This is a genomic window from Mycolicibacterium sp. MU0053 (assembly GCF_963378095.1).
GTDB classification, from domain to species: Bacteria; Actinomycetota; Actinomycetes; order Mycobacteriales; family Mycobacteriaceae; genus Mycobacterium; species Mycobacterium burgundiense.
Genome location: NZ_OY726397.1, coordinates 4,117,697 through 4,142,017, shown reverse-complemented (window position 1 = coordinate 4,142,017; position 24,321 = coordinate 4,117,697). Strand labels below are relative to the sequence as shown.

General features: G+C 69.0%; 24 protein-coding genes. 9 read left to right on the top strand and 15 right to left on the bottom strand.

Features of this window, described 5'->3' with window-relative positions; genetic code table 11:
- The first annotated feature begins 40 nt into the window (after positions 1–40).
- From RCP80_RS19675 to RCP80_RS19655, 5 genes are read left to right on the top strand one after another with little or no spacing between them, the layout of a single operon-like run.
- Entirely contained in the window at positions 41–1,006 is a 966-nt protein-coding gene (locus tag RCP80_RS19675; protein ID WP_308479273.1) for a GlxA family transcriptional regulator, read from the top strand.
- 18 nt (positions 1,007–1,024) lie between these two features.
- A complete protein-coding gene (locus RCP80_RS19670) occupies positions 1,025–1,759 on the top strand; it encodes a DJ-1/PfpI family protein (protein ID WP_308479272.1) in 735 nt (244 codons plus the stop codon).
- Between the two features lie 60 nt (positions 1,760–1,819).
- On the top strand, positions 1,820–2,614 hold the full coding sequence (locus RCP80_RS19665; RefSeq protein WP_308482936.1) for an alpha/beta fold hydrolase: 795 nt from the start codon (positions 1,820–1,822) through the stop codon (positions 2,612–2,614).
- 4 nt (positions 2,615–2,618) lie between these two features.
- Entirely contained in the window at positions 2,619–4,271 is a 1,653-nt protein-coding gene (gene menD / locus RCP80_RS19660; RefSeq protein ID WP_308479271.1) for a 2-succinyl-5-enolpyruvyl-6-hydroxy-3-cyclohexene-1-carboxylic-acid synthase, read from the top strand.
- Positions 4,268–4,756 carry a DUF3592 domain-containing protein gene (locus RCP80_RS19655; RefSeq protein WP_308479270.1) on the top strand — a complete coding sequence of 163 codons (489 nt, stop codon included), beginning with the start codon at positions 4,268–4,270 and terminating at the stop codon, positions 4,754–4,756. The genes menD and RCP80_RS19655 overlap by 4 nt, the downstream gene beginning before the upstream one ends.
- Before the next feature lie 4 nt (positions 4,757–4,760).
- On the opposite strand, the gene RCP80_RS19650 is transcribed toward RCP80_RS19655, so the two are convergent.
- Entirely contained in the window at positions 4,761–5,456 is a 696-nt protein-coding gene (locus tag RCP80_RS19650; RefSeq protein ID WP_308479269.1) for a thioredoxin domain-containing protein, read from the bottom strand.
- Positions 5,457–5,527: 71 nt separating this feature from the next.
- Here RCP80_RS19650 and RCP80_RS19645 point away from each other — a divergent pair, with 71 nt between their 5' ends.
- A complete protein-coding gene (locus RCP80_RS19645) occupies positions 5,528–6,688 on the top strand; it encodes a glycosyltransferase family 4 protein (RefSeq protein ID WP_308479268.1) in 1,161 nt (386 codons plus the stop codon).
- 45 nt (positions 6,689–6,733) lie between these two features.
- On the opposite strand, the gene RCP80_RS19640 is transcribed toward RCP80_RS19645, so the two are convergent.
- Positions 6,734–7,558 (bottom strand): SDR family oxidoreductase, encoded by an 825-nt coding sequence (locus RCP80_RS19640; protein WP_308479267.1) that lies wholly within the window; start codon positions 7,556–7,558, stop codon positions 6,734–6,736.
- Between the two features lie 68 nt (positions 7,559–7,626).
- On the opposite strand from RCP80_RS19640, the gene RCP80_RS19635 reads away from it, so the two are divergent.
- A complete protein-coding gene (locus RCP80_RS19635; RefSeq protein WP_308479266.1) occupies positions 7,627–8,313 on the top strand; it encodes a demethylmenaquinone methyltransferase in 687 nt (228 codons plus the stop codon).
- Positions 8,314–8,326: 13 nt separating this feature from the next.
- Here RCP80_RS19635 and RCP80_RS19630 read toward each other — a convergent pair whose 3' ends face one another.
- From RCP80_RS19630 to RCP80_RS19580, 11 genes are all read right to left on the bottom strand, one after another.
- The gene (locus tag RCP80_RS19630; RefSeq protein ID WP_308479265.1) at positions 8,327–9,097 is read right to left on the bottom strand and encodes an oxygenase MpaB family protein; all 771 of its coding nucleotides are present in this window, start codon (positions 9,095–9,097) and stop codon (positions 8,327–8,329) included.
- Between the two features lie 103 nt (positions 9,098–9,200).
- The gene (locus RCP80_RS19625; RefSeq protein WP_308479264.1) at positions 9,201–10,103 is read right to left on the bottom strand and encodes an oxygenase MpaB family protein; all 903 of its coding nucleotides are present in this window, start codon (positions 10,101–10,103) and stop codon (positions 9,201–9,203) included.
- Between the two features lie 19 nt (positions 10,104–10,122).
- Positions 10,123–10,671 (bottom strand): Rv1363c family protein, encoded by a 549-nt coding sequence (locus RCP80_RS19620; RefSeq protein WP_308479263.1) that lies wholly within the window; start codon positions 10,669–10,671, stop codon positions 10,123–10,125.
- 25 nt (positions 10,672–10,696) lie between these two features.
- The gene (locus RCP80_RS19615; protein WP_308479262.1) at positions 10,697–11,911 is read right to left on the bottom strand and encodes an MCE family protein; all 1,215 of its coding nucleotides are present in this window, start codon (positions 11,909–11,911) and stop codon (positions 10,697–10,699) included.
- On the bottom strand, positions 11,908–12,966 hold the full coding sequence (locus RCP80_RS19610; protein ID WP_308479261.1) for an MlaD family protein: 1,059 nt from the start codon (positions 12,964–12,966) through the stop codon (positions 11,908–11,910). The genes RCP80_RS19615 and RCP80_RS19610 overlap by 4 nt, the downstream gene beginning before the upstream one ends.
- 5 nt (positions 12,967–12,971) lie before the next feature.
- Positions 12,972–14,057, bottom strand: coding sequence for an MCE family protein (locus RCP80_RS19605; protein WP_308479260.1), 1,086 nt, complete (start codon positions 14,055–14,057; stop codon positions 12,972–12,974).
- Positions 14,058–14,080: 23 nt separating this feature from the next.
- Positions 14,081–15,133, bottom strand: coding sequence for an MCE family protein (locus RCP80_RS19600; RefSeq protein ID WP_308482935.1), 1,053 nt, complete (start codon positions 15,131–15,133; stop codon positions 14,081–14,083).
- Positions 15,133–16,179, bottom strand: coding sequence for an MCE family protein (locus RCP80_RS19595; protein ID WP_308479259.1), 1,047 nt, complete (start codon positions 16,177–16,179; stop codon positions 15,133–15,135). The genes RCP80_RS19600 and RCP80_RS19595 overlap by 1 nt, the downstream gene beginning before the upstream one ends.
- Positions 16,176–17,570: an MCE family protein gene (locus tag RCP80_RS19590; RefSeq protein ID WP_308479258.1), complete on the bottom strand. Its 1,395-nt coding sequence runs from the start codon at positions 17,568–17,570 to the stop codon at positions 16,176–16,178. Before RCP80_RS19590 ends, RCP80_RS19595 begins: the two co-directional genes overlap by 4 nt.
- Positions 17,571–18,428 (bottom strand): MlaE family ABC transporter permease, encoded by an 858-nt coding sequence (locus RCP80_RS19585; RefSeq protein WP_308479257.1) that lies wholly within the window; start codon positions 18,426–18,428, stop codon positions 17,571–17,573.
- Entirely contained in the window at positions 18,425–19,237 is an 813-nt protein-coding gene (locus tag RCP80_RS19580; RefSeq protein ID WP_308479256.1) for an MlaE family ABC transporter permease, read from the bottom strand. The genes RCP80_RS19585 and RCP80_RS19580 overlap by 4 nt, the downstream gene beginning before the upstream one ends.
- A 293-nt stretch (positions 19,238–19,530) precedes the next feature.
- Here RCP80_RS19580 and RCP80_RS19575 point away from each other — a divergent pair, with 293 nt between their 5' ends.
- Entirely contained in the window at positions 19,531–20,769 is a 1,239-nt protein-coding gene (locus RCP80_RS19575; protein ID WP_373693548.1) for a TetR/AcrR family transcriptional regulator, read from the top strand.
- A 57-nt stretch (positions 20,770–20,826) separates the two neighbouring features.
- Positions 20,827–22,593, top strand: a complete 1,767-nt coding sequence (locus tag RCP80_RS19570) for a hydroxysqualene dehydroxylase (RefSeq protein ID WP_308479254.1) — start codon at positions 20,827–20,829, stop codon at positions 22,591–22,593.
- A gap of 4 nt (positions 22,594–22,597) precedes the next feature.
- Here the strand turns inward: RCP80_RS19570 and RCP80_RS19565 are convergent, their stop codons facing one another.
- Together RCP80_RS19565 and menJ are read right to left on the bottom strand one after the other, a co-directional pair.
- Positions 22,598–23,077 (bottom strand): GAF domain-containing protein, encoded by a 480-nt coding sequence (locus RCP80_RS19565; RefSeq protein ID WP_308479253.1) that lies wholly within the window; start codon positions 23,075–23,077, stop codon positions 22,598–22,600.
- A gap of 2 nt (positions 23,078–23,079) precedes the next feature.
- Positions 23,080–24,306 carry a menaquinone reductase MenJ gene (menJ, locus tag RCP80_RS19560; RefSeq protein ID WP_308482934.1) on the bottom strand — a complete coding sequence of 409 codons (1,227 nt, stop codon included), beginning with the start codon at positions 24,304–24,306 and terminating at the stop codon, positions 23,080–23,082.
- Positions 24,307–24,321: the final 15 nt, after the last annotated feature.

Sequence of the window (24,321 nt, the reverse complement as noted above, 5' to 3'; positions counted from 1 at the left end):
GGCGTAGACGCCACGGCCGCCGGGGGCCACGATGAGATCCATGCGAACAACGGTCGTGCTGCTGGGCTTTCCGGGGGTGCAGTCCCTGGACGTCGTCGGCCCGTTCGAGGTGTTCGCGACGGCCTCGCTGGTGTTGGCCGGCGGCGGCAACCCCGATGTCGGATACGACGTCACGCTGGTGTCGGCCGGCGGAGAGCCGGTCCGCACCGACAGCGGACTCGAGTTGGCGGCGCACCCGCTGCCCGCGGCCGGGTCCGTCGACACCGTGTTGTTGCCCGGCGGCACGGGCGTCGAGGGCGCCCGCCGCGACCCGGAGTTGATGGCGTGGATTCGGCGGGTGTCGGGCACCGCGCGCCGCGTCGTCAGCGTGTGCACCGGCGCGACGCTGGCGGCCGAGGCCGGCCTGCTCGACGGCTGCCGGGCCACCACCCACTGGGCGTTCGCGCAGCGGCTGGCCGACGAGTACCCGGGCGTGGAGGTGGATCCCGAACCGATCTTCGTGCGCAGCTCGGAGCGGGTGTGGACGGCGGCGGGGGTGACCGCGGGCATCGACCTGGCGCTGGCCCTCGTCGAGGACGACCACGGCACCGAGGTGGCGCAGACGGTGGCCCGCTACCTGGTGCTCTACCTGCGCCGACCGGGCGGACAGACGCAGTTCGCGGCGCCGGTGTGGATGCCGCGGGCCAAACGCGCGCCGATCCGTGCGGTGCAAGAGGTCGTCGAAGCCGAGCCGGGCGGCCGGCACAGCATCCCGGAGCTGGCGCGCCGCGCCGCGATGAGTCCGCGGCATTTCATCCGGGTGTTCACCGCCGAGGTCGGCGAATCGCCGGGCGCCTACGTCGAGCGGATCCGCACCGAGGCGGCCCGCCGCCAGCTCGAGGAAACCGACGACACCGTCGTCGCCATCGCCGCGCGCTGCGGCTTCGGCACCTCGGAAACCATGCGCCGCAACTTTGTTCGCCGCATCGGCATCTCGCCGGACCAGTACCGCAGAAGTTTCGTCTGACCCGTCAAGGAGCACGCCATGACCCAGATCGCGATCGTCCTCTATCCGAACTTCACCGCGTTGGACTTCATCGGACCGTATGAGGTGCTGCACCGGCTGCCCGATGCCGAGGTGCGCCTCCTCTGGCATGAGACGGGCCCGCTGACCGCCGACTCCGGGGTGCTGATGATCGGCGCCACCCACACCTTCGACGAGACCCCGGCACCGGATGTGGTGCTGGTGCCGGGCGGGCCCGGCTGCGTCGAGGTGGCACGCGACGAGCAGGTGCTGGACTGGCTGCGCCGCGCGCACCACGGCGCCGCGTGGACGACCTCGGTGTGCTCGGGCTCGATGGTGCTGGCCGCGGCCGGTCTGCTCGACGGCAAGCGCGCCACGTCGCACTGGTCGACGTTGCCCACGCTGAAGATGTTCGGCGTCACCCCGGTGGGCGACGAACGCATCGTGCACGAGGGCGACACCGTGACCGCCGCGGGCGTCTCGGCGGGCATCGATCTGGGGCTGTGGCTGGCGGCTCGGCTCGCCGGCGAGGCCAGGGCCAAGGCCGTTCAGCTGGGCATCGAATACGATCCGCAGCCGCCGTTCGACTCCGGCCATGTCTCCAAGGCCTCGGCGGCCACCCGGGCCACCGCCACCGCGCTGCTGTCCAAGGACATGGCCAAGCCCGCGCTGCTGAAGGCGGGTGCGCTGCTGGCCTGGGACCGCGCCATCGCCACCGCCCGGGGCCGCCGCCGCAAGCGGGCGATTTCGGCGTGATCTGACACGGTGGGCGTGGCATATCACGCCGAAGCCGTCCTCGGCTAACGTGGCCGGGTGATCAATCTGGCCTACGAAGACCGTGGTACCGGTGATCCGGTGCTCTTCATCGCCGGGCGCGGCGGCGCCGGACGCACCTGGCACCTGCACCAGGTCCCGGCCTTCCGCCGGGCCGGGTTCCGCACCATCACTTTCGACAACCGCGGCGTCGGTGCCACCGAGAACGCCAGCGCGTTCACCACCGAAACCATGGTGGCCGACACCGCCACGCTGATCGACGAACTCGTCGGCGGCCCGGTGCGGGTGGTCGGGGTGTCGATGGGGTCGTTCATCGCGCAGGAACTGATGCTCTCCCGGCCCGAGTTGGTCAGCCAGGCGGTGCTGATGGCCACCCGGGGCCGCCACGACCGCGCGCGCGAATTCTTCAACGCCGCCGAGCGCACCATGATGGATGCCGGGGTGCAGGTGCCACCGGAGTACGACGCGAAAGTTCGCATGATGGAGAACTTTTCGCCGAAGACGCTGAACGACGACCGCAGCGCCGACGACTGGATCCAGATGTTCACCATGTGGCCCACCAAGGCCACCCCCGGCCTGCGCCAGCAGTTGGAGATCAACCCTGGGGCCAACCGGTTGTCGGTCTACCGGTCCATCGCCACCCCGGTGCTGGTGCTGGGATTCGCCGACGATGTGCTGCTGCCGCCGCACCTGGGCAAGGAGGTCGCCGATGCCCTGCCCAACGGCCGCTACCTGGAGATTCCGGACGCCGGGCACCTCGGCTTCATCGAACGCCCCGACGTCGTCAACACCGCGATCCTGGAGTTTTTCTCCTCGACTGGTGGTGTGACACCCTGAGGTGGTGAACCCATCGACGGCCCAGGCGCGCATCGTCGTTGACGAATTGATTCGTGGCGGCGTGCGGGATGTGGTGCTGTGCCCCGGATCGCGTAATGCGCCGTTGGCGTTCGCCCTGGAGGCCGCCGACCGTGCGGGTCGGATCCGGTTGCACGTGCGCATCGACGAACGCACCGCGGGATACCTGGCCATCGGCCTGGCGGTGGCCGCCGGCGCGCCCGTGTGCGTGGCGATGACCTCCGGAACCGCGGTGGCCAACCTGGGGCCCGCCGTGGTCGAGGCCAACTACGCGCGGGTGCCGTTGATCGTGTTGAGCGCCAACCGGCCCTACGAACTGCTGGGGACCGGGGCGAATCAGACCATGGAGCAGCTCGGCTACTTCGGTACCCAGGTGCGCGCCAACATCAGCCTGGGGTTGGCCGAGGGGTCTCCGGAGCGGATGGACGTGCTCAACGCGAAGTGGCGCTCGGCGACGTGCCGGGTCCTGGTGGCCGCCAAGGGATCCCGCAGTGCCAACGCCGGCCCCGTCCAGTTCGACATCCCGCTGCGCGAACCGCTGGTGCCCGACCGCGAAACCGATGGTGGCGCGGGCCCACCCGACGGACGTCCCGACGGCCGGCCGTGGACCTTCACCCCGCCGGTGACCTTCGATCAGCCGTTGGACATCGATCTGGGTCCGGACACCGTGGTGATCGCCGGCCACGGCGCCGGGATGCAGCCCAACCTGGCCGGCCTGCCGACCATCGCCGAGCCCACCGCGCCGCTGCCCGCCAACCCGCTGCACCCGCTGGCGTTGCCGCTGCTGCGGCCGCATCAGGTGATCATGCTGGGACGGCCGACGCTGCACCGGCCGGTCTCGGCGCTGCTGGCCGATCCGTCGGTGCCGGTGTTCGCCCTGACCACCGGGCCGCGCTGGCCCGATGTCTCGGGCAACTCGCAGGCCACCGGCACCCGCGCGGTGGTCAGCGGGGAGCCGAGCCCGGCGTGGTTGCGGCGCTGCTCGGAGGTCAACCGGCACGCGGTCGAGGCGGTGCGCAGTCAGCTCAAGGCGCATCCGGTGACGACCGGCCTGCATGTGGCGGCCGAGGTCGCCGATGCGCTGCGCGACGGGGACCAGCTGGTGCTCGGCGCTTCCAACCCGGTCCGCGACGCGGCGCTGGTCGGCCTCGCCGAGGCCGGCTCCGCCCGCGGCATCACGGTGCGCTCCAACCGCGGGGTGGCCGGCATCGACGGGACGGTCTCGACGGCCATCGGCGCCGCGCTGGCCCACGACCGCGTCGCCGGGGGCCGCACGGTGGCGCTGATCGGGGACCTCACCTTCGTTCACGACAGCTCGGGGCTGTTGATCGGGCCCACCGAACCCACCCCGCGCCAGTTGACCATCGTGGTCTCCAACGACAACGGCGGCGGCATCTTCGAGCTGCTCGAACAGGGCGATCCGCGGTTCTCCGATGTGTCCTCGCGGATCTTCGGCACCCCGCACGACGTCGACATCGCGGCGCTGTGCCGGGCCTATCACGTCGAGTGCCGGCAGGTCGAGGCCGCCGAGTTGGCCGCGGTGCTCGACGAACCGTTCACCGGGATGCGGGTCGTGGAGGTGAAGGCCGACCGGTCGTCGCTGCGGCAGCTGCACGCGTCCATCAAGGCCGCGCTGTGAAGGCCGAGCTCAAACCCGTTCTGCGGCAACTCTTACCGAGCAAACCCATCGACGCGCCGGATACGCCGCGTCGAAAGGTGTTGCGGTGGGCCAAGACCGGCGTCTGGATCCTGGCGGTGGTGGTGACGTTGCAGTCGCTGCTGCTGGTGGCCGGCGCGTGGCGCAACGACCGCCAGATCGAGGCGAACATGGGGGTGGCGCAGGCCGAGGTGCTCAGCGCCGGCCCGCGCCGGTCCACCATCGAATTCGTGACGTCGGACCGCGTCACCTACCGGCCGGAGCTCGGCGTGCTCTATCCGTCCGAGCTGGCCACCGGCATGCGCATCTACGTCGAATACGACAGAGCAGATCCGGATCTGGTGCGGGTGCAGCACCGCAATGCGACGTTGGCCATCATCCCGGCCGGTTCGATCGCGGTGCTGGGCTGGGTGGTCGCCTTCGGCGCGCTGGCCGGACTCGCGGCCCTCGAACGACGCGTGCTGTGAGCGGTCACGCCGACCGCATCAGATCGGCCAGCCAGCGGGGGTCGTCGATGTCGAGGGTTTCCCGGCTCGCCGGGTCGTAGACGACGGGCGTGGCGACCTCGCCGTACACCTCCTCCAGCAGTGCGGCGTTGACGTCGGCGACCGCCGCGGTGTCGACCGCATCCGTGCCTTGGCCGATGCTCTGCACCACCGGGGCGGGCAGGCCGCTGCGGGTGGCGATCGCCGCGAAGTCGCCGTCGGAGAAGCGCAGCTGCGACAGGTCCTGATGGGCCCAGAGTTGCTGGACGAAACCCTGATAACCGCCGGCCGAGACCGCTGGATCGACCGCGAGGAACAACGCATTGGTCACCGTCGCCGAATAGCCGCTGCCCGTCACGTCGTCGAGGAACATCATCGGCCGGTAGGTGAGGGCCAGCCGGCCCGAATCGAGGTGGGACTTGATCTCGTCGCCGTACTCGGACTGCAGGTAGGCGCAGCGGTGGCACTGCGGTTCGGTGAACAGCTCCAACTGCACCGCGGCGTCGGTGAACCCGAGGATGATCCCGGCCCCGTCCGGCGTCAGCTCCACCCCGGGGCCGCGCAGATCCGGGCGGGCCGCCCCGGTGATCGTGGTGGTGCACCCGCTCAGCAGCAGCGCCGCCACCGCGGCCGCCGCCAGCAAGCCTCGCCAACCCATGGTGACCCCTTCCGGTGCGCGCATCCGATGTCTCTTCGTCTGCTGTCTGCCTGTCCGCAACCAGGCGGCAACGTGGCGCTGGCACCCTCGCAGTCGTGCGCGTTGCGATTGTCGCAGAAAGTTTCCTCCCGAACGTCAACGGTGTCACCAACTCGGTGCTTCGGGTGCTGGAACATCTGCGTCGCACCGGGCACGAGGCGCTGGTGATCGCCCCGGACACCCCGCGCCGGCAACCCCGGGCCGACCGCGTGCACGACGGCATCCGGGTGCACCGGGTCCCGTCGCGGATGTTTCCGAAGGTGACCTCGCTGCCGCTGGGGATCCCCTGGCCGCGGATGGTGGGGGTGCTGCGCGGCTTCGACCCCGACGTCGTGCATCTGGCCTCGCCGGCCCTGCTCGGCTGGGGCGGGGTGCTCGCGGCGCGCCACCTGGGCGTGCCGACCGTCGCGGTGTTCCAGACCGACATCGCCGGTTTTGCCGAAAGCTACGGGATGGCGATGGCCTCGCGGGCAGCCTGGGCGTGGACGCGGCAACTGCACGCCAAGGCCGATCGCACCCTGGCCCCGTCCACCTCGGCCATGCACGACCTTGCCGCCCACGGGATTCCGCGGGTACACAGGTGGGCCCGCGGCGTCGACGTCACCGGGTTCGCGCCGTCGGCCCGCAGCGCCGCGCTGCGCCGAGTCTGGTCGCCGGCCGGCAAGCCGGTGGTGGGCTTCGTCGGCCGGTTGGCGCCGGAGAAGCACGTGGAGCGGCTGGCGGCGCTGGCGCGGCGCGACGATCTGCAGGTGGTGATCGTCGGTGCCGGCGTCGACCGGCGCAAGCTCGAATCCGTCTTGCCCGCAGCGGTGTTCACCGGCGCGCTGTACGGATCGGAGCTGGCCGCGGCGTATGCCAGCATGGACGTCTTCGTACACCCGGGCGAGCACGAGACGTTCTGTCAGGCCGTCCAGGAGGCGATGGCTTCGGGACTGCCGGTGATCGCACCCGATGCCGGCGGGCCGCGCGACCTGGTGACCCCCATGCAGACCGGTCTGCTGCTGCCGGTCGCCGAGTTCGAACAGCGCCTCGACGCGGCCGTCGACCACCTGATCGCCGAGCGCGGCCGGTACGCGGTGGCCGCGCGGCGCAGCGTGCTGGGCCGCACCTGGCCCGTGATCTGCGACGAACTCCTGGGCCACTACGCCGCCGTCTCCTCCACACCCTCTTCGTCTCTTCCCGCGAGCGGGCGCGTCCCCGGCCGACACACCGGGTAAAACCCCGGTTCTGCGCACGTTCGCGGGGGCGTTCCAGCGCCGTGCTCAGCCCTGAGCCAACTCCGCCACGTGTTGCCAGGCCTCCCAGGTGCTGATCCGCTGCGCGTAGTCGGCCTTGGCCAACTCGAGGGGCAGGGTCCCGAAGAACACCCGCAGCGGCGGCTCCGGGGCATCGACGATCGCCAGGATGGCCCGGCTGGAGGCGGCCGGATCCCCGGGTTCGGCGACCCGTTGACTGCGCACCCGCTGCGCCTCCTCGTGAACCTCGGCGTAGTCGGGCAGCGGCGTCGAACGCTTGGCGGACGAGCCGGCCCAGTCCGTCGCGAAGCCGCCCGGTTCCACCAGCGTGACGTGGATCCCGAACGGCTCCACCTCCTGGGCCAGCGACTGCGAGAGACCCTCCAACGCCCACTTGGACGCGTGATAGATGCCCAGGCCGCGGAACGCGGTGATGCCGCCGATCGACGACACCTGGATGAAATGGCCGCTGCGCTGGGCCCGCAGGTAGGGCAGCGCGGCCTGGGTTATCCACAACGCCCCGAACACATTGGTTTCGATCTGATCGCGGGCCTCGGCCTCGGTGAGTTCCTCGATGAGCCCGAAGTGTCCGTAGCCGGCGTTGTTGACGACGACGTCGAGACGGCCGAAGTGCTCGTGCGCGGCCTCGACCGCGGCGAAGTCGGCGTCGCGGTCGGTGACGTCCAGCGCGATCGGCAGCACCGCGTCGCCGAACCGGGCGACGACGTCGTCCAGGGATGAGGTGTCGCGAGCCGTCGCGGCCACTTTGTCGCCGCGCTCGAGGGCCGCGATCGCCCATTGTCGGCCGAAGCCGCGGGAAGTACCGGTGATGAACCACACTTTTTCAGTCATGACCCATCTAACCGAGCTCACGGGCAGTGATTCCCGATTCGAGCAAGTTCACAGGTAGCGTCGGTGCGGTGAGCCGCGCGACGCTGGACAAGGATCCCCACGAGGTGGCGTCGATGTTCGACGCCGTGGCCCGTCGATACGACCTGACCAACACCGTGCTCTCGCTGGGCCAGGACCGGCTGTGGCGCCGCGCCACCCGGGCCGCGCTGGGGATCGCGCCGGGGGACCGGGTGCTGGACCTCGCTGCGGGTACCGCGGTGTCGACGGTCGAGCTGGCCAAGGCCGGCGCGTGGTGCGTGGCCTGTGATTTTTCGGTGGGCATGCTCAAGGCCGGTGCGCACCGCAACGTGCCGAAGGTGGCCGGCGACGCCACCAAGCTGCCCTTCGGCGATGCGCTCTTCGATGCGGTCACCATCAGCTTCGGGCTGCGCAATGTCGTCGACCACGTCGCGGGGCTGCGCGAGATGGCGCGGGTGACCAAGCCCGGTGGCCGGCTGGTGGTGTGCGAGTTCTCCACGCCGACGGTGCCGGTGTTCTCGACGGTGTACAAGGAGTACCTGATGCGGGCGCTGCCGGCGATGGCCGGCGCGGTCTCCAGCGATCCTGAGTCGTATGTGTACCTCGCGGAGTCCATCCGGGCCTGGCCCGATCAGGCGGAGTTGGCGCGCCGGATCGAAAGCGCCGGTTGGTCTTCGGTGCGCTGGCGCAACCTCACCGGCGGCATCGTCGCCCTGCACGCCGCGGTCAAGCCCTGAGCGCAAGCGTGCCCTAAGCGCGAGCGGGCGTGTCCCCGGCCGACCCGCCGGACACTTTTGCGGGTTTGCGCACCTTCGCGGGCGCGCGCAGCGCGGGAATCGTCGCGCCGACGCGGGACAGACCGGCGAAGGTGCGCAGCGCGCGCCGATCCCGGGCGCTGGGTCGCACCCCGGTGAGTTCGACCGCGATCTCGTGCTGCATGGCGCGGATCGCCGAGCGCGGCACCAGGCGTGGCCACCAGTCCGAGGGCTCGAAGATCTCGGTGCGGAAATGCTCGAAGTGCTCGCCGCCGACGAGTTCGGTGCGGCAGTAGTCCGCGAAGTACGTCTGGAATGCGGGCCAGTCCGCGGGCATGGCGCGCGCCGAAATGCCGTACCGGCGATACCACTGGCAGCACTGCTGATACAGCTGCTCGTGTTCGATGTCGTCGAGCGGCCGGATGAACGAGTTAACCACTGTCACCAGGGATTCCACGTAGGTTGCGTGTTGAAAGTGGAAGATCCCGGGATCGAGGGCGTGGTACTTGGTGCCGTCGGCGGTCCGGCCCTTGACGTGCTCGTGTCCGAACCGGATGAACGAGCGCATGTCCATCTCGGTGAAGGCGATGTCGACCGCGGCGGTGACGGTCCGCTTCTTGTGCTGCCAGATCCGCTCGCGCAGCAGCGCGTGGTCCCGGATACCGGTGGCGATCGCGGGATGCAGCAATTGCAGACACACCGCCCGCGGCAGCATGAACAGGAACCGTCGGTCGCCGACATAGCGTCGCAGCATGGTCGCTGTCACGGGGCTACTCCATACGGCGAGCGTGCGTGAACACCGGAAAATCCCCGGCGTGTCGGCCGGGGACACGCCCGCTCGCGCAAGAAGGAGAAGGGGGTCGGCACGGTCAGAGCAGGGCCTTCTGGCGGCGGATGCGGCGGCGCAGATCCTTCATCAGGATCGTGTAGTTGTAGGTGCGCACGAAGCGCGGGATGAACCGGTTGACGAGCGACACGAACAGGAACAGGTGCTCGAAGCGGCGACGGTCGGTCTCGGACCATTCCAATCCCATCGGTTCGCGGAACACCGGGGCCAGAAAACCGATCGTCAAGAACCGCAGCAGCGGCGCCAGGATCAGCCGCGGAACGATGTTGATCATCTTCAGCGCGACCAGCTCGTTGAGGAAGTCGCGCACGAAGTCGTCGATCTGGATCTGCTCACACGAGGTGTTCCAGTACACGTCGAAATCGGCTCGGGTGGCCGGCCATTGGTCCTCGAGCACCTGCAGTGTGGTGCCGATCGGCATGGCGCTCTGATAAAAGTTCTCGGCCTGCTCCGGCGACATGGCGCCGTGCAGCAACTGGTAGGTGTCCTCATAGAAGATGAACAGGCAAGCTGCCACCCACAATTGGAGGTCACGATTGAAGGCGTTGTATTTGACGGGGCTCTCGGCAGTGGAGCGAACCTGCCGGTGGGCGACGTTGACGGCCTCCCGATAGGCGGCGCGCTCCTCGTCGGTGCCCAGGATCGCGACCGCCAGATACTGTGCGGTGGTGCGCAGCCGTTTCCAGGGATGATGCATCAACGACCCGGATTCGACGCGGCTTTCAGCGACGCCGTAGCCCACCTCGGGCCGACTGAGCTGCATGATGACGTTGGCGGCCGAGGCGGCCGCCGACCAGAAGTCGAGCGCGTCGGTGAGGTCGACCTGCTTCTTGTTCCAGCGCGGGGTGCGCTGGGTGATCTGAATCCGGGTCTGCTCGGTGGTCAACGCCGGTGGCGTCTCCACGGGCAGGTACTGAGCTGGCATCGCGATCTCCTTCGGGTGATTACAGGGTCTGCACGTCGTTCACGAGCCAGCGATCGCCGCTGCGAACCAACTCGACCGCCATCCGGTAGCGCTGCGTGTTGCCCTCGGGTGCAGTGACATTGGTGACCTGCTGGTCGACGAACCCGATGACGGTGGCTGCGTCGGAGGCCAGCCGTTCCACGGCCACGTGCTCCGCCGCTGCCGTCGCGACGCCCTTGCTGGTGACGACGATGTCGCGCAGCGCCGCCACCATCTCGTCGTACTTGTGCGCGAACTCCGGGGTGGACCCGGCGGTGATCGCACCCTTGTTGGCGTCCAGATTCTGGTAGTCGAACGACGCCATCGCCACCAGGTAGTCGCGGGCCGTGGAGACCGCATCCTGCTGCAGCGTATGCAACTCGCTCTGCTGATACAGCGTGTAACCCAGGGCCCCGCCGAGGGTCAGGACTGCGGCCACCAACAGGGCCACGAGGGCGCGACGGGTCCGGCCGCGCGAGGATGGATCGGGCGCGGTGTCGGCTTCGGTTTCCACGCTCGCGTCGTCGGTGACGGTCTCGGTTGTTGCCATTGCGGATCCTCCAGGAGTTGTCACATCAGCGCGGTACATCGTTGTTGCGCAGAATCATTCGCCATTTGTAAACCAGCTCTGCCAGGGTCGGGATCTTGATCGGGTCGCGCACCACCGGCGGCCCGATCACGCCGCCGGGAAGCTGCGAGTTCTGCATGCCGAGGTCGTTGGGGCGGGGCGCGTTGACCGCGCCGCGCATCTGCATATCCGGTGACGGCGGGCAATACCGCACCAGGTCGGGTTCGACGGGGGAGATGTCGCCGATCGTGCGGCGGTCGACGTCATGCACGCACACCGGACCCTGGGTGGCGATCAGCGCGAAGTTCGCACGATCGCCCTTGACAATCGAGGACAGGTCGTAGAGCCCCTGCGGAATCGCGGTCAGTCCGGTGGCCAAGGACTCGGTACGGTCGCCGACGATCGGCGCCACCGTGGCGAGGTTGGCCAACGTCGCGCCGAAGGTGTCGCGGTAGGTGTCCAGCGCAGTCCGTACCGAGGCCAGCGCGGCCGGGGAATGGTCGGTCAGGTGGAGAAACACCGGCCCGTTGTCGTCGAGTTGGGTGGTGAACCGCGCGCTGGCGCCCATGCCGCGCACGAAGCTGCTCTGCTGCGCGGCCATTGTCGTGACGAGCCGGGCGGTGCCCTCAATCAGGGGCTGCAGCGCTCTGGCGCGGTCGTGCAGACCCTGGGAGATGACGGCGGCGTTGTCGATCAGCGTGGCCAGGCTGGGCCCCAGCCCGGTGAACGAATCCGACAGCTCGGTGGAGACATCCGCGACCGCCCGAGCGTCGATGCCCTTGATCAGCCGGCCGGCTTCCTGCATGACGCGATCCATCTGTACCGGCTGCCGTTCGGCCGGCGCGGCGATGGTATCGCCGGAGGCCAGGAACGGCCCCCCACCGGATTGCGGGAGGATGTCCACGCTTTGGATGCCGGCCGCGGTGCCCATGCCGACGGTCATGATCGAATCGCGCGGGATGCGGGCCTCGGGATCGACCGACAGCTCCACCTGGGCCCCGCCCTCGGGTCCCAACCCCACGGCGGCGACGGTGCCGACCTCGACGCCGCGCACGGTGACGCTGGTGCCCGCGGTCAGACCGAAGCCGTCGGCCATGGTGGCGTGCAACGTCGTCGGGGTCTGAAAACCCTGCGAACCCACCACGTACCGGATGCCGAACGGCACCACGATGGCGCTGATGACCGCGAAGATGGCCACTTGAACCAGGACCAGCCGACTCATCGCAACCCCCCAGAGAGGAATCCGTCGAGCGCCTGTTGGCCGGTGATCGGGATGCCGTTGACGATCAAACCGCCGGTGAGCAGCTTGTCGATGGTGCCCGGAATGTCCAGCGCCCCATCGAACATCAGGTAGTCACCGTGCACCGACGCACCGAACCGGTCGAGGAAGGTGTTCATGGTGGACAAGGTGTCGGTCAGCCGGTCGTTGTAGCTGCTCAGCGCCGTCACCACGGTGCCGGCATCGCGCACGATCGCCGCGGTGTCGGCGTGCGCGAAGGCATGGTTGGCGGTGGCGGCCAGCGCGGTCGTCGAGGCGAACAGCGTCTCGATCTTGGCCCGCTGGACATCGAGCATGGCCACCACCCTGGGCAGCGAGTCCAGATAGGCGTTGAGCGTGTGCTGTTCGCGGGCGAACTGCGCGCTGATGTCGGACGCCAGGCGCAATGCCTCATCGAAGTCGCGTTGGTGTTCTTCGGTTTTGGCGGTCAGCACCGACATCGCGTCGAGGAGCCCGCGGACCTTCGCCGTGCGGCCCCCGAAGGCCTTGTCGAGTTCGGTGACGATCGTGGTCAACTGGTCGACGCCGCTGCGGGACATCAACGCGCCGAAGGTGGCCAGCGCCGTCTCGATCTGCGGCCCGAGTTCGGTCTGGGTGGGCGGAATGACGTCGCCGTCGCGCAGCGCACGACCGGACGGCTGCTCGGGTGCAGCCAGTCGAACGAACGGATTGCCCAGGGCCGACGGCAGTTCCACGCTGGCGATGGTGTTGACGGGCAACTGCGCGTCAGCACGCACACTCAGCTCCACCGAGGCCCCGGAGGCCGCGAGGCTCAACCCGCTGACCCGCCCGACCACCTTCTGCCCGTCGCGCACGTCGGCGCCGATCGCGATGCCGTCCGCGGTCGGCAGCACGACGGTGAGCGACATCGCCTGGCCCTGGGCGCTGCGTCCGATCGGCAGGTCCTGGATGCCGATCTCGGATCCGGCCCACAGGGCGACGCCGCTCAGCGCGGCGATGCCGAGCATGGCCGCGGTGGTGGTGGCCGGTTTGCGCACGGGGCTCACCTCGGGTGCTCCGGGTTCGGCGGGGGGATGACGCCGGTGACGGCGCTGACGATGCCCAGCGGGTCGGAACGGCTGATGGGGAACGAGATCGGGTTGACCAGGCCGATACCCGAACAGATCGGCCATTGGTGGCGTTCGCAGAAGTTGTGCGCGTCCGCGAACTGCGTGAGCACCGAAGATACGTTGAGCCGAATCCGGCCGCGGCGGTCCGGACCGATGGTGCCCGACAGGTTCTGCATCATCAGCGGCAGCAGGTCCATGAACTCGGCGAGTTCGGGCTGACGCCGGTTCAGGATGTCGCCGACGGCGTTGAGGTTGCCGGCGATGGCGCCCATGTCGTCGGTGTGATTGGCGACGACGGCATTCACCTGGTCCAGCACGGTCTTGAGGTCGTTCATCGGGCCGGTGATGTCCAGATTCTGATCCGCCCACGAGTCTCCGAGCATCCCAAGGGAACTCACGAGGTCATTGAGCGAGACCTGGCGCTGGTTGAACGCGCTCATCATGGTGCCGAGGTTCTCGACCACGGTGTCGATGTCCTCGGCTCGGGCGCCGACGACGCCGGTGGCCGTGCTGAGGTTGCGGATCGCGGTGTTGAACTGCTTGCCCTGCCCCCGCCACTGGTCGGCGCCGCTGGCCAGCAGCCGGCTCAGGTCGCCCTGGTCGGGGCCCAGCGCGTCGGTCATGGTGGTGAGACTGGTCAGCATGCTGTCGAAGGTGATCGGGGCGTGGGCGCGGTCAGCCGGGATGACCTGCTCAGGTTGCAATTTCGGGCCGGTGCCGCCATAGGCCGGGCCGAGCTCGACGCTGCGATCGCTGATCAGCGCGGGGCTCATGATGTAGGCGTTGACCTCAGCGGGCAACTCCACCTCGGCCGGCAGCGACATCGAGACCCGGACCGTGGTGCCCTGCGGGTTGACCGCGGTGACCCGACCGACCGGCACCCCGAGCACCGTGACGCTGCTGCCCGGGTAGATGCCGTTGATGTAGCTGAAGTCGGCATGCACGGTGGTGGCGTTGTCGGTTTTGCCGAACACGTACCACCCGCCGGCGCCCAGGAAGGCCAGGACTGCGACGGCCATCGCGACGGCACGTTTGCGGGACCTCATCGGCACGACCGCTGGATGTTCAAGGCGCACAGCAGGTTGTCCGGCATCACCAGCGACGGGGAGTTGACGTCGGCCCAATTGCCGTTGCCGGTGGCGTTGGTGACCGACCGCATTGCCGGCGGCAGGGTGCGCAGCGTTTCGTCGATGTGGTAGGCGTTGGCCTTCAGGGTGGCGGTCACGGCACTGAGCTTGGTGATCACTTCGCGGAACTCCGGCTGCTTTTCGCTGTACACCACCGACAGTTCGCGCAGCAGCGCGCTGAGGTTGGTGACGATCTGACTCAGCGCGTCTCGGCGGGCGGTCAGCGCCGAGACGATGTGCGCGGCGTTGGCGGCGGTGTTGGTCACCGACTCGTTCTGCTCGACCAGCAGCGCCGACAACGACCGCGAGATGCGCAGCAGTTCGTCGAACTTGTCGCCGCTTTCGGCGAATACCGCGCTGGCGCTGCCGATCCCGGCCAGCGCGGCACTCAGGTCGGTGTTGTCGGTAGGGATCGACTCCTGCACGGTGCGCATCGCGGCGGTCAACGCCGCCTGGTCGACGCCGGTGGCGGCCGCCTCGGCCGAGCGCCCCACCTCGTCGAGGCTGTAGGGAACCGTGGTGCGCGACAACGGGATCACGGTGCCGGCGGCCGGATCGACCACACCGGCGGGCATGACGTCGAGGAAGCGCTTGCCCAGCACGGTGCGGAGCCGCACCGTCGCTGTGGTCTGGTTGCCCAGGGGTTGGGCACTGTCGAGGCGGAAGTCGACCCGGACGTGGTCGCCGGCGAGGTTGACGCGTTCGACTCGCCCGGCCGGCACCCCCGCGACGTACACCGGGTCGCCGCCGGTCAGTCCGCTGGCGTTGGCCATCTCGGCGGTGAACGCGTCGGTGCGTACCTGATACCAGGTGCGGGGCAGCGCGATCGTCACCAGCGTCAGCGCGATCAGACCGAGGGTGCCGAGCGCCCCGAGGGTCAACGGAATCGTCGGATTGTGTCCGCGGTCCTTCTTCAGTAGGAACAGCACCGCGCCGACGAGCAGGTCGATCAGCTTGACCAGGAACATCACCGGCACACCTCCGTATGCCGGCGTCCGAAGATGTTCGCCTCATGCTTGGCGATCTTCAGCGTGAAGTTGCACAGGTAGAGGCTGACGAAACCGCCGTAGCTGCTGGCGCGGTTGATGGAGTCGGCGAACTGCGGCAGCTTTTCGACGAGCGCCTGGAACTCGCCGGTGTTGTCGGTCCAGGTGCCCAGCATGGCGTTCAGGTCGGTGACGGCGTCGCCGTAGGCGACCGAGGACTGCGTGACGGTGTTGGCGAGGGTGGCCAATACCGCGTTGCCCTGGTCGAGCAGCAGTTCGAGTTGGCCGTTGGGCCCGGTGACCGTCGCTGTCAGCCGCTCGAGCCCGTCGAGCATTTCGGATAGTTGCGGTTGGCGGGCGTGGACCGAACTCATCAGCGCCGAGACGTTGTCGATCAGCGCGGTGAAGATCTGCTCGTTGTGGTCCATGGCGGCGGTCATGGTCGCGATCTGCGCCAGCAGCGTCGTGACCGTCTGGGTTTGGCCGCCGAAGGTTTCGGCGAAGCCGCGGGTGATCGTGTTCACCTGCTGGGGCTCGAGGGCGTCGAACAGCGGCTTGAATCCGTTGAGCAGCGCGGTCAGGTCGACGGCGGGGGAGGTGGCCGTCAGCGGGATCACACCGCCGGCCGCCAGCAGCTGTCGTGGCTCCCCGGTGGACAGCTCCAGCACGGTTCCGGTTGGGTCGGACAGCGCGACGTAGCGGGCGCCGAGCATGTCGCCGTAGCGCACCGCGGCGGTGACGTCGGTGGTCAGCGCGTAGCGGGATTTGACCTCCAGCCCGACGTCGGCGCGGCTGGTGCCCTGGCCGTTGTCGGCGAAGCGGATCGAGTCGACGCGGCCGATCCGAATCCCGTTCATGGTCACCGGGTTGCCGACGCTGAGGCCTTCGATGCTGCTGAACTGCGCGACGTAGTGCGTGGTCTTGCCGCGCACCGGCACCGACAATGTGTTGACCACCAGCAATCCGCTCATCAACCCGGCGGCGCAGAATGCGCCCACCTTGGCCCAGGCCTGCCAACGCACGGTCATGACACCTGCACCGCCGTGCCGCGCACCAACGGGCCGAGCATCATCACGGTGGCGATGTTCGGCTCGGGGGTGCCGTCGCGCGCGCCGCGGCCGAGCACCTCGTTCTGCAGCACGCCCAGGGCGTGGGCCTCGGCGGCGCCGCCGGCGATCGCGGCGGCCGGTGCGGCTTCGGCGGGGAAGTGCGGCGCGGGTCCCGGCGGCGGGGGCGCAGCGCCGCCGCTGGGCTGGCCCTCCGGGAGGAACACCACGGGCGCGGGTGTTTTCAGGTCCACCGAGTCCGGCAACGGAACCTCCAGCGGCATCGTCGGGACCGGGTTGAACGGGTCGGCCTCGGCGCAGTGCGCGCCGTAGCTGGTCCCGTACACCGGGCAGTCGGCGGCCGTGTAGGGCATCGGCCCGGCGAACGTCGCGACCGCGGTGATGCTGAACTTGCCGGTGGCGAACACCTTGCTGCCGGCCGCGCCGAAATCACGGGCACCCACCAGCGTCTCGACCAACCCCTCGGGGTGGGCCGCCGTGGTGGCCAGTACCTTGCCGGCGGCGTCGAGGACGGTGATGAACTGGTCCCGGTGGTCGGCGAAGAACCCGGTGAGCAGCGAACCGAGGCCGGCCATCTCGCTGAGCGCGGAGCCGAACGCGGCGCTGTCGTCGGCCAGCCGATTGGACACGTTGGTGGCGGCCGACAACGTGGTCAGGATGTCGGGTGTCGCGGTGTGCAGGGCCGCCATCACATCGCGGAACTGCGGGGTGGTGTCCAGGAATTGGACCACGGTGGGGGTCAGCAGGGCCGAGACGTCTCTGAGATTGTCGATCGTAAAACCGATTTCGGTGCCCCGGTGGCGCAGCGCCTGGCTGATCGCGGTGAGCGCGGTCTGCATCTTCTCGGGCTTGATGGTGCTGAAGACGTCGACGATCTTGGTGAAGACGTCATAGAGCGCCATGGCGTCGTCGCTGTCGTCGATCGAGATGGTGGCCCCGGTGCCCAGCGGTTTGCCGGTGCGCCCGCCGGGGTCGTCGGCCAACTGCAGGTAGATGTCGCCGAAGAAGGTGCGGGGCACAATCCGGGCGACCACCGTGTCCGGGATCAGCGGCAGCGAATCCCGGTCGATGGCAAGACGGACCCGCGAGGTCTGGGTGCCGGACTCGATCTCGGCGATCCGTCCGACGTTGACACCGTGGTAGCGCACCGGGGCGGCGGTGCTGATCAGGCCGGCCGAGACCGGGACGCCCACGAAGACGTCGCCGGTGGGATCGAGGCTGCCGGTGGCGCGGCCGACGAGAACGGCCGCGATGGCCCCGGCGGCCACCACCGCGATCAACCCGCGGACCGCCAGCCACGGCCGACCGGGCAGAAAGGACCTGCGGCGCCGTCTTTTTCGTGGGATGCGCATTTACATCCCCATCCCGGGGATCTCGGGGACCAGCCCCCACAGCGCGAACGTCAGCAGGACGTCGAGCATGCCGATGGCCAGGATCGCGGTGCGCAACGCACGTCCGGCCGCCTGACCGACGCCCTCGGGACCGCCGGTGGCGAAGTAGCCGTAGGTGCAGTGCACCAGGGCGACGACGACGGCGAAGACGACGGCCTTGATGCCCGAATACAACAGGTCCTGCGGGCTCAGCGCCAAATGGAAGAAGTAGTCGTAGGTGCCCGGGGAGGCACCGTTGAAGAACACCACCACGGTGCGGGTGGACAGGTAGCTGGCCAGCAGCCCGATCATGTAGATCGGGATGACGCAGACCACCGCGGCGATGACCCGGGTGCCCACCAGGAACGGGATGGACCGCAGCGCCATCGCGTCGAGGGCGTCGATCTCATCGGAGATCCGCATTGCGCCGATCTGGGCGGTGAATCCCGTTCCCACCTTGGCGGCCAACGCGATTGCGACGACGACCGGTGCCAGTTCGCGGGTGTTCGCGATCGCCGCGAGCATGCCCGAGAGCGTGTTCATGCCCACCAGATCCAGGCCGCGCTGGGTCTCGACCCCCAGCATCATGGCCGCGGCCAGCGACATCGCGAAGACGATGCCGATGGTCCCGCCGCCGGACAGCAGCGAACTGTTGCCGAACGTGACCTCGCCGATCTGGCCCAGCGTGTGCTTGCGGTACCGGACCAGGGCATACGGCAGCGAGCTCAGGACCTTGCCGTAGAAGCTGACGTGTTGGCCGATGACGGCGAGGCCGTGGTAGCCGGCGGTGGCGGGCTGGGCCACGCGATGCAGCGGAGCTGAGCTGGTCAGGGCGGTCATCGGTAGCTGCCCACCGCCGGCACCACCACCGTGTAGAGCGCGGACAGGATGGTGTTGAGGATGAACACCAGCGCGAAGGCCAGCACCACGGCCTCGTTGACCGAGTCGGCGACACCGCGCGGTCCCCCCTTGGCGTGCAAACCCTTGAAGGTCGCCACCAACGTCGCGGTCAGACCGAACACCGCGGCCTTGATGAGCGCCATAGTGAAGTCCGAGACCCGGCCGTACTGACTGAAGGTCGCCAGGAAGCTGCCGGCGGGTAGTTGCTGGACCGCGATGTGGTACGCGTAGCAGGCCAGCACGCCGGCGAAGGTGACCATCGCGCACAGCGCGACGGAGACGATCACGGCCGCGATCAGCCGCGGTGCCACCAGGCGTTCGATCACGTCGAGGCCCATGACCTCCATGGCGTCGACCTCCTCGCGGATCTTTCGCGACCCCAGGTCGGTGCAGATCGCTGATCCCGCAACGCCGGCCATCATCAACGCGCACACCAGGGCGGCGGCCTGACCTACGACGATGAACGCCACCACCGCGCCCGAGTAGCCGCCGGCCCCGATCCGGCCGGCCAGCTCACCGACCGAGACCGCGATGAAGACGCCGATCGGCATCATCAGCAGCAGCGCCGGTCCGGTGCACACCCGGCCGATGAACAGCGTCTGGGTCACCAGCTCGTCGACCGCCAACCGTCGGCGGACCACCGCGGTCCCGACGTTCAGGAGTGCCTGCACCGAGAATCCCAGGATGTAACCGGCCTGCACCATGAGGTCGCGCACCGGGCCCTTGGTGACCGGCAGCTCGTAGGTCATGGCGTCCTTCCCGGTCTGGTCGCGTCGTCCGGGGATGCAGTTCCCGACCCCCCGGTCGTGTGGAGCATGGCACAGCTGAGATGCGTGCGCAAGCACTAAGTTAATGATCGTTCGCGCTGATGGTGGTCGAACGGGACGTCGAGAATAGCGCCGGTTACGCCGCTATGATCCTGCCGAGCAGCTATATTCGCATATGCACGAGTGTGGACACGCACCGTGATGTTGTGATGAATTCCCACTGTGCGGTCGCACGCCACGGTCGCCGGTGCGTTACCGTATCGGCCATGTCCTCGGTGCGTAGGCGTCCCCGAAACCGCAAGGCTCAGATTGCCCGCGCGGCGGCCGAGGCCTTCGGGGAGTCGGGCTACCACGCGGTGAGCATGGACGACATCGCCGCCCGCGTCGGCATCTCGGCGACGGCGCTGTACCGCCACGCCGCCGGCAAGTACCAGCTGTTCCGGGATGCGGTCCTGGCGCTGGGGGCTCAGCTGGCCGACTGTACCGAGTTCGTCGAGACGACGCCCGCGGGCGATGATCCAGTGCAGTTACGCGAGCGGATCCTCGGGGCGCTCATCGATACGGCGCTGACGAACCGCAGCTCGGGTGGGCTCTACCGGCGCCAGGCCAGGTATCTGAGCGACGACGACCGCCGGCTGCTCATGGATCAGCTGAAGCTGGTCAACCGCCGGATCCAGCTGCCGTTGCGCGAGCTGCGCCCCGACCTCACCAGCCCGCAGCGCTGGACGCTGTCGGCGGCAGCGCTTAGCGTGATCGGGTCGGTCGCCGACCATCACGCGCAACTCGGCCACGCGCAGATTCGCACGCTGTTGCTCGACCGGGCCGTCGCTGTGCTCAGTGCCGAACTGCCGCAGGGGATCTCGCAGGCCATCGTGGCCGCCCCGGGGGAGGTGAGTGCGGGCCGGTACGAGGAGGTGCTGCGCGCGTCGCTGATCCTGTTCCACGGACGGGGGTACCACCAGACCGGTGTGGAGGACATCGCCGCCGCGGTCGGGATGCCGGCTTCGGGCATCTACCGGTACTTCGTCGGTAAGGCCGACATTCTGGCGGCGTCTTTTCGCCGGGCCGCCGACCGGGTTTCCGCCGACGTCGCCAATACCCTTGCCGCCGAGACGGATCCGGACCGGGCGTTGAGCCGGCTGATCGAGGCCTATATCGCGAGGTCGTTCGATAATCCCGAACTCGCCCACGTCTATCACACCGAGCGGACCAACCTGGCGCCCGCCGATCAGAAGGTGTTGCGCAACATTCAGCGCGCGACCGTCGAGGCCTGGGCGCAGCTGGTGACCGGAGTGCAGCCGGAATTCGGCATGGCCGAGGCGCATTTCGTCGTGCACGGTGGCTTCGCCGTGGTAATCGACATCGGACGCCTGATGGGCCACGACGGCCCTGCCGACTCGGAGCAGGCCCGCACCTGGGTCCGCACGCTGGTGCGGGCCACCCTGTTCGGATCCGCCGACACGCCGAGCGAAATCCCCGAAACCGACGGAATCGCGGTTAACTTGTCTGCTTGACGGATCGTGGTCCCAGCGTGGGGGTGGGGAATGCCAGAACGTACCGACAGTCACCGGATGTCTCGGCGGGGATTTCTGCAGAATGCGGCGGCCGCCGGTGCGGCGGCGACCATGTTGGCCTCGCTTGCTCCGATCCGCACGGCCCGGGCCGCGGGCCGGACGGTGGCTATCTTCGGCGCGGGAGTAGCCGGTCTGACGGCGGCCCACGAACTGGTGGATCGCGGCTACGCGGTGACGATCTATGAACGAAAGTCGCTCGGCGGCAAGGCCCGATCAATACCGGCGCCGAATTCCGGTGCCACCCCGCTGCCCGGTGAGCACGGCTTCCGGTTCTTCCCGGGCTTCTATCGCAACGTCACCGATACGATGCGGCGGATCCCGTTCGCCGGCAACTCCCACGGGGTGTGGCAGAACCTCACCCGGGCCACCGCCTATCTGCACTCCGGTCTGGGCCGGGCGGATCTGACGATCCCGCTGCCGTTTCCGCTGCCGACGCTGCCGAATCCGATCACTCCCAAGGCGTTCATCGAATCCCTGACCGCGGTGTTCCAGACGTTGCTGCGGCTGCCGCTGCACGAAGCGGCGTATGCCGCCCAGAAGCTCGCGGTCTACGTCACCAGCTGTGACGAACGCAAGATCGGTCAGTGGGACAACATGACCTGGGAACGCTACATCGGCGCCGACCGCGCCTCCAAGGAGTACAACCGGTACCTCGCCGACGGCATCATCCGCAACCTGGCGGCCTCCAAATCCCGGGATGCCAGCGCGCATTCGATCGGACTGGTAGGGGAGGCGTCGGTGTGGTCGATCCTGCTGTTGGGCAACGACATCGACAACAAGGGCTTCGACCGGGTGCTCAACGGTCCGACCAGCTCGCAGTGGATCGACCCGTGGGTTGCCCACCTGCGCTCCAAGGGTGTGGACTTCCGGGTCGGTCAGGCCCTCACCGGTTTTTCCACCGACGGGCGACACATCACCGCGGCCACGGTGGCGGGCGGCAACGGCGTTCCCCAACCGGTGCACGCGGATTGGTACATCTCCGCATTGCCCTGCGAGAAGCTCGCCGCGGTGCTGACCCCCGACCTGCTGGCGGCAGACCCCGGCCTGGCCAACGTGGCGCGGCTGCGCACCGAATGGATGAACGGGCTGATGTTCTACCTTCGTGAGCGCGTCGATGTCACCAAGGGGCACGTGAACTATGTCGACTCGGGTTGGGGCATGACCTCCATCAGCCAGGCCCAATTCTGGCGGCGGCCCCTGACGGGATACGGCGACGGGACCGTCAAAGACTGTCTGTCGGCGATCATCTCGGACTGGACCACACCCGGCAACTTCAACGGCAAGAGCGCCAAAGCGTGCACCGCGCCGGAGATCGCGGCCGAGGCCTGGAAACAGATCAAGGCCCACCTCAACGACACCGGCATCGTCGTCACCGACCGCATGCTGCATTCTTGGATGCTCGACCCTGCGATCATCAACCCGGGGACGCCCGGCATCGTCAACGACGAGCCGCTGTTCATCCAGGACCCGGGCTCCTGGGCCCGTCGGCCGGCGTCGGTGACGGCGGTGGACAATCTGTTCCTGGCCGGCGACTGGGTCAAGACCGATCAGAACGTCACCACGATGGAGGGCGCCAACGAGGGCGGCCGTCAAGCCGCCAACGGGGTGTTGATCGCCTCGGGCTACTCGGGGCCGGCCGTCAAGATCGTGCCGCTGTTCCAGGCACCGTGGTGGGGGCCGTTCAAGGCCGCCGACCGGCTGCGGTACCGCTCGCGGCTGCCCAATGCGCTCGATATCGTCGATGCCCGCTGGCCGGGCCGCTGAGCAATCAATGGCGCTGCCAGCAGCGCTCCGATTCCGGGCCCGCGGACTCGGCGCGGATGCGCTGAAAGTTCTTGCCGCCGCGGCGGAATGTCGCGACCACCGCCGCCGGGGTGTGCCGCTCGAGGAACGGCCGCGGTGCCCAGCCGCACCGGCGCACGTGCACCAGATCGACCGCCGCGGCCGCCGCGGTCTTGTCGTAGCGCCACGGTCCCTCGATGCGCCCGAGCCAGAACATCCCGTCGGCAGCGCGCGTCCACACCAGCGCGCCGTCGGCCACAGCGGCAAACCGTGCGATCCGCGCGCTGGTGCGCTCGTCGTACTGTTCCGCGGCCAGCCGTAGGGCCGCAGCGAGATCGGCCGGGGCCGGCCGCAGCACCCCGCCGAAGCCGCACAAGCCCAGGCTCAGCGCGCGTCGAAACGTCTGCGCCGCGTCGATGTCGTCGCGGCGCGACCGCAGCGGCGCCCGGTAGGCCTCGGGAGCCATCGCTACTCGAACGGCTTGCGACGGTCGAGGCGCCGCGACCCCGCGCCGGCGGTGCGCCACACCCGGGCGATCCAGTCGACGTCGTCGTCGGTGACGAGGTTGCCCATGACGCGTACCGCGATGCCCATCAGGGTGCTCGAGCGCATCGCGATCGGACCGGTCATCGGCAGGAACCGCGGGATGGTCAACAGCAGCGCCAACCGCCGCGCCACCGAGAAGCCCTTGCCGAAGTGTTGCTGCAACACGGCCGGCCACGCCAGCGTCAGATCGCGGCCGTCGAGCAGGTCCACCGCCAGCCGCCCGGTCTCCAGGCCGTAGTCGATGCCCTCACCGTTGAGCGGGTTGACGCAGGCGGCCGCGTCCCCGATCAGCATCCAGTTGACGCCGGCGACGCCGGACACCGCGCCGCCCATCGGCAGCAGCGCCGACGACACCGCCCGCGGCGCGCCGACGAAGCCCCAGTCGTCGCGTTTGAGGTCGGTGTATCCCTTGATGAGCGGCCGGAGCGCGACATCGGCGGGCCGCTTGACGGTTGCCAGCGCGCCCACGCCGATGTTCACCTCGCCGTTGCCCAGCGGGAAGATCCAGCCGTAGCCGGGCAGCACGGTGCCGTCGGTCGACCGCAGTTCCAGGTCCGAGGAGATCCACGGTTCGTCGGCGCGCGGTGAGGCCAGGTAGGCGCGGGCGGCCACCCCGTACACGGTTTCCTGGTGCCATTGCCGGCCCAGGACCCGGCCCAGCGTGGAGCGGGCGCCGTCGGCGACGATCAACGTCCGGCAGCGCACCACCGCGCCGTCGTCCAGGACCAGCGCGCTGACCCGACCGGCCGCGTCCCGTTCCACGTCGACGGCCTTGACACCGAGCAGCATCTTGGCGCCGGCCGCCTCGGCGACCTGCCGGATGCGATCGTCGAGTTCGGTGCGCGGGACCGCCGAGCCCGTCGACGGGAACGACGGCCCCGGCCAGTCCACCTGCACCGCCGAACCGAAGCCGGCCAGCCGCAGGCCCCGGTGCCGGATGTGCTCGTCGAGCCAGCCGCCCAGGCCCAGCAATTGCAGCTCGGCGACTGCGCGCGGCGTCAGTCCGTCGCCGCAGGCCTTGTCGCGGGGAAAAGTCGCCGAATCGATGACGACGACGTCGTGGCCGGCCCGTGCTGCCCAGGCCGCGGCGGCAGAACCTGCCGGTCCGGCACCCACCACAGCCACGTCGGCGGTATGGGCGGGGTAGATGTTCACGATGACCAG

What these genes read in the sequence shown, in the direction of transcription:
- RCP80_RS19675 (WP_308479273.1), top strand. Translation starts at nt 41, where the DNA reads ATGCGAACAACGGTCGTGCTGCTGGGCTTTCCGGGGGTGCAGTCCCTG.
- RCP80_RS19600 (WP_308482935.1), bottom strand. Translation starts at nt 15,133, where the DNA reads ATGTTCCTGGTCAAGCTGATCGACCTGCTCGTCGGCGCGGTGCTGTTC.
- RCP80_RS19590 (WP_308479258.1), bottom strand. Translation starts at nt 17,570, where the DNA reads ATGCGCATCCCACGAAAAAGACGGCGCCGCAGGTCCTTTCTGCCCGGT.
- RCP80_RS19585 (WP_308479257.1), bottom strand. Translation starts at nt 18,428, where the DNA reads ATGACCGCCCTGACCAGCTCAGCTCCGCTGCATCGCGTGGCCCAGCCC.
- RCP80_RS19605 (WP_308479260.1), bottom strand. Translation starts at nt 14,057, where the DNA reads ATGGCCGTCGCAGTCCTGGCCTTCCTGGGCGCCGGCGGGTGGTACGTG.
- RCP80_RS19565 (WP_308479253.1), bottom strand. Translation starts at nt 23,077, where the DNA reads ATGGCTCCCGAGGCCTACCGGGCGCCGCTGCGGTCGCGCCGCGACGAC.
- RCP80_RS19640 (WP_308479267.1), bottom strand. Translation starts at nt 7,558, where the DNA reads ATGACTGAAAAAGTGTGGTTCATCACCGGTACTTCCCGCGGCTTCGGC.
- RCP80_RS19650 (WP_308479269.1), bottom strand. Translation starts at nt 5,456, where the DNA reads ATGCGCGCACCGGAAGGGGTCACCATGGGTTGGCGAGGCTTGCTGGCG.
- RCP80_RS19615 (WP_308479262.1), bottom strand. Translation starts at nt 11,911, where the DNA reads ATGAGTCGGCTGGTCCTGGTTCAAGTGGCCATCTTCGCGGTCATCAGC.
- RCP80_RS19580 (WP_308479256.1), bottom strand. Translation starts at nt 19,237, where the DNA reads ATGACCTACGAGCTGCCGGTCACCAAGGGCCCGGTGCGCGACCTCATG.
- RCP80_RS19620 (WP_308479263.1), bottom strand. Translation starts at nt 10,671, where the DNA reads ATGGCAACAACCGAGACCGTCACCGACGACGCGAGCGTGGAAACCGAA.
- RCP80_RS19670 (WP_308479272.1), top strand. Translation starts at nt 1,025, where the DNA reads ATGACCCAGATCGCGATCGTCCTCTATCCGAACTTCACCGCGTTGGAC.
- RCP80_RS19625 (WP_308479264.1), bottom strand. Translation starts at nt 10,103, where the DNA reads ATGCCAGCTCAGTACCTGCCCGTGGAGACGCCACCGGCGTTGACCACC.
- RCP80_RS19595 (WP_308479259.1), bottom strand. Translation starts at nt 16,179, where the DNA reads ATGACCGTGCGTTGGCAGGCCTGGGCCAAGGTGGGCGCATTCTGCGCC.
- RCP80_RS19570 (WP_308479254.1), top strand. Translation starts at nt 20,827, where the DNA reads ATGTCTCGGCGGGGATTTCTGCAGAATGCGGCGGCCGCCGGTGCGGCG.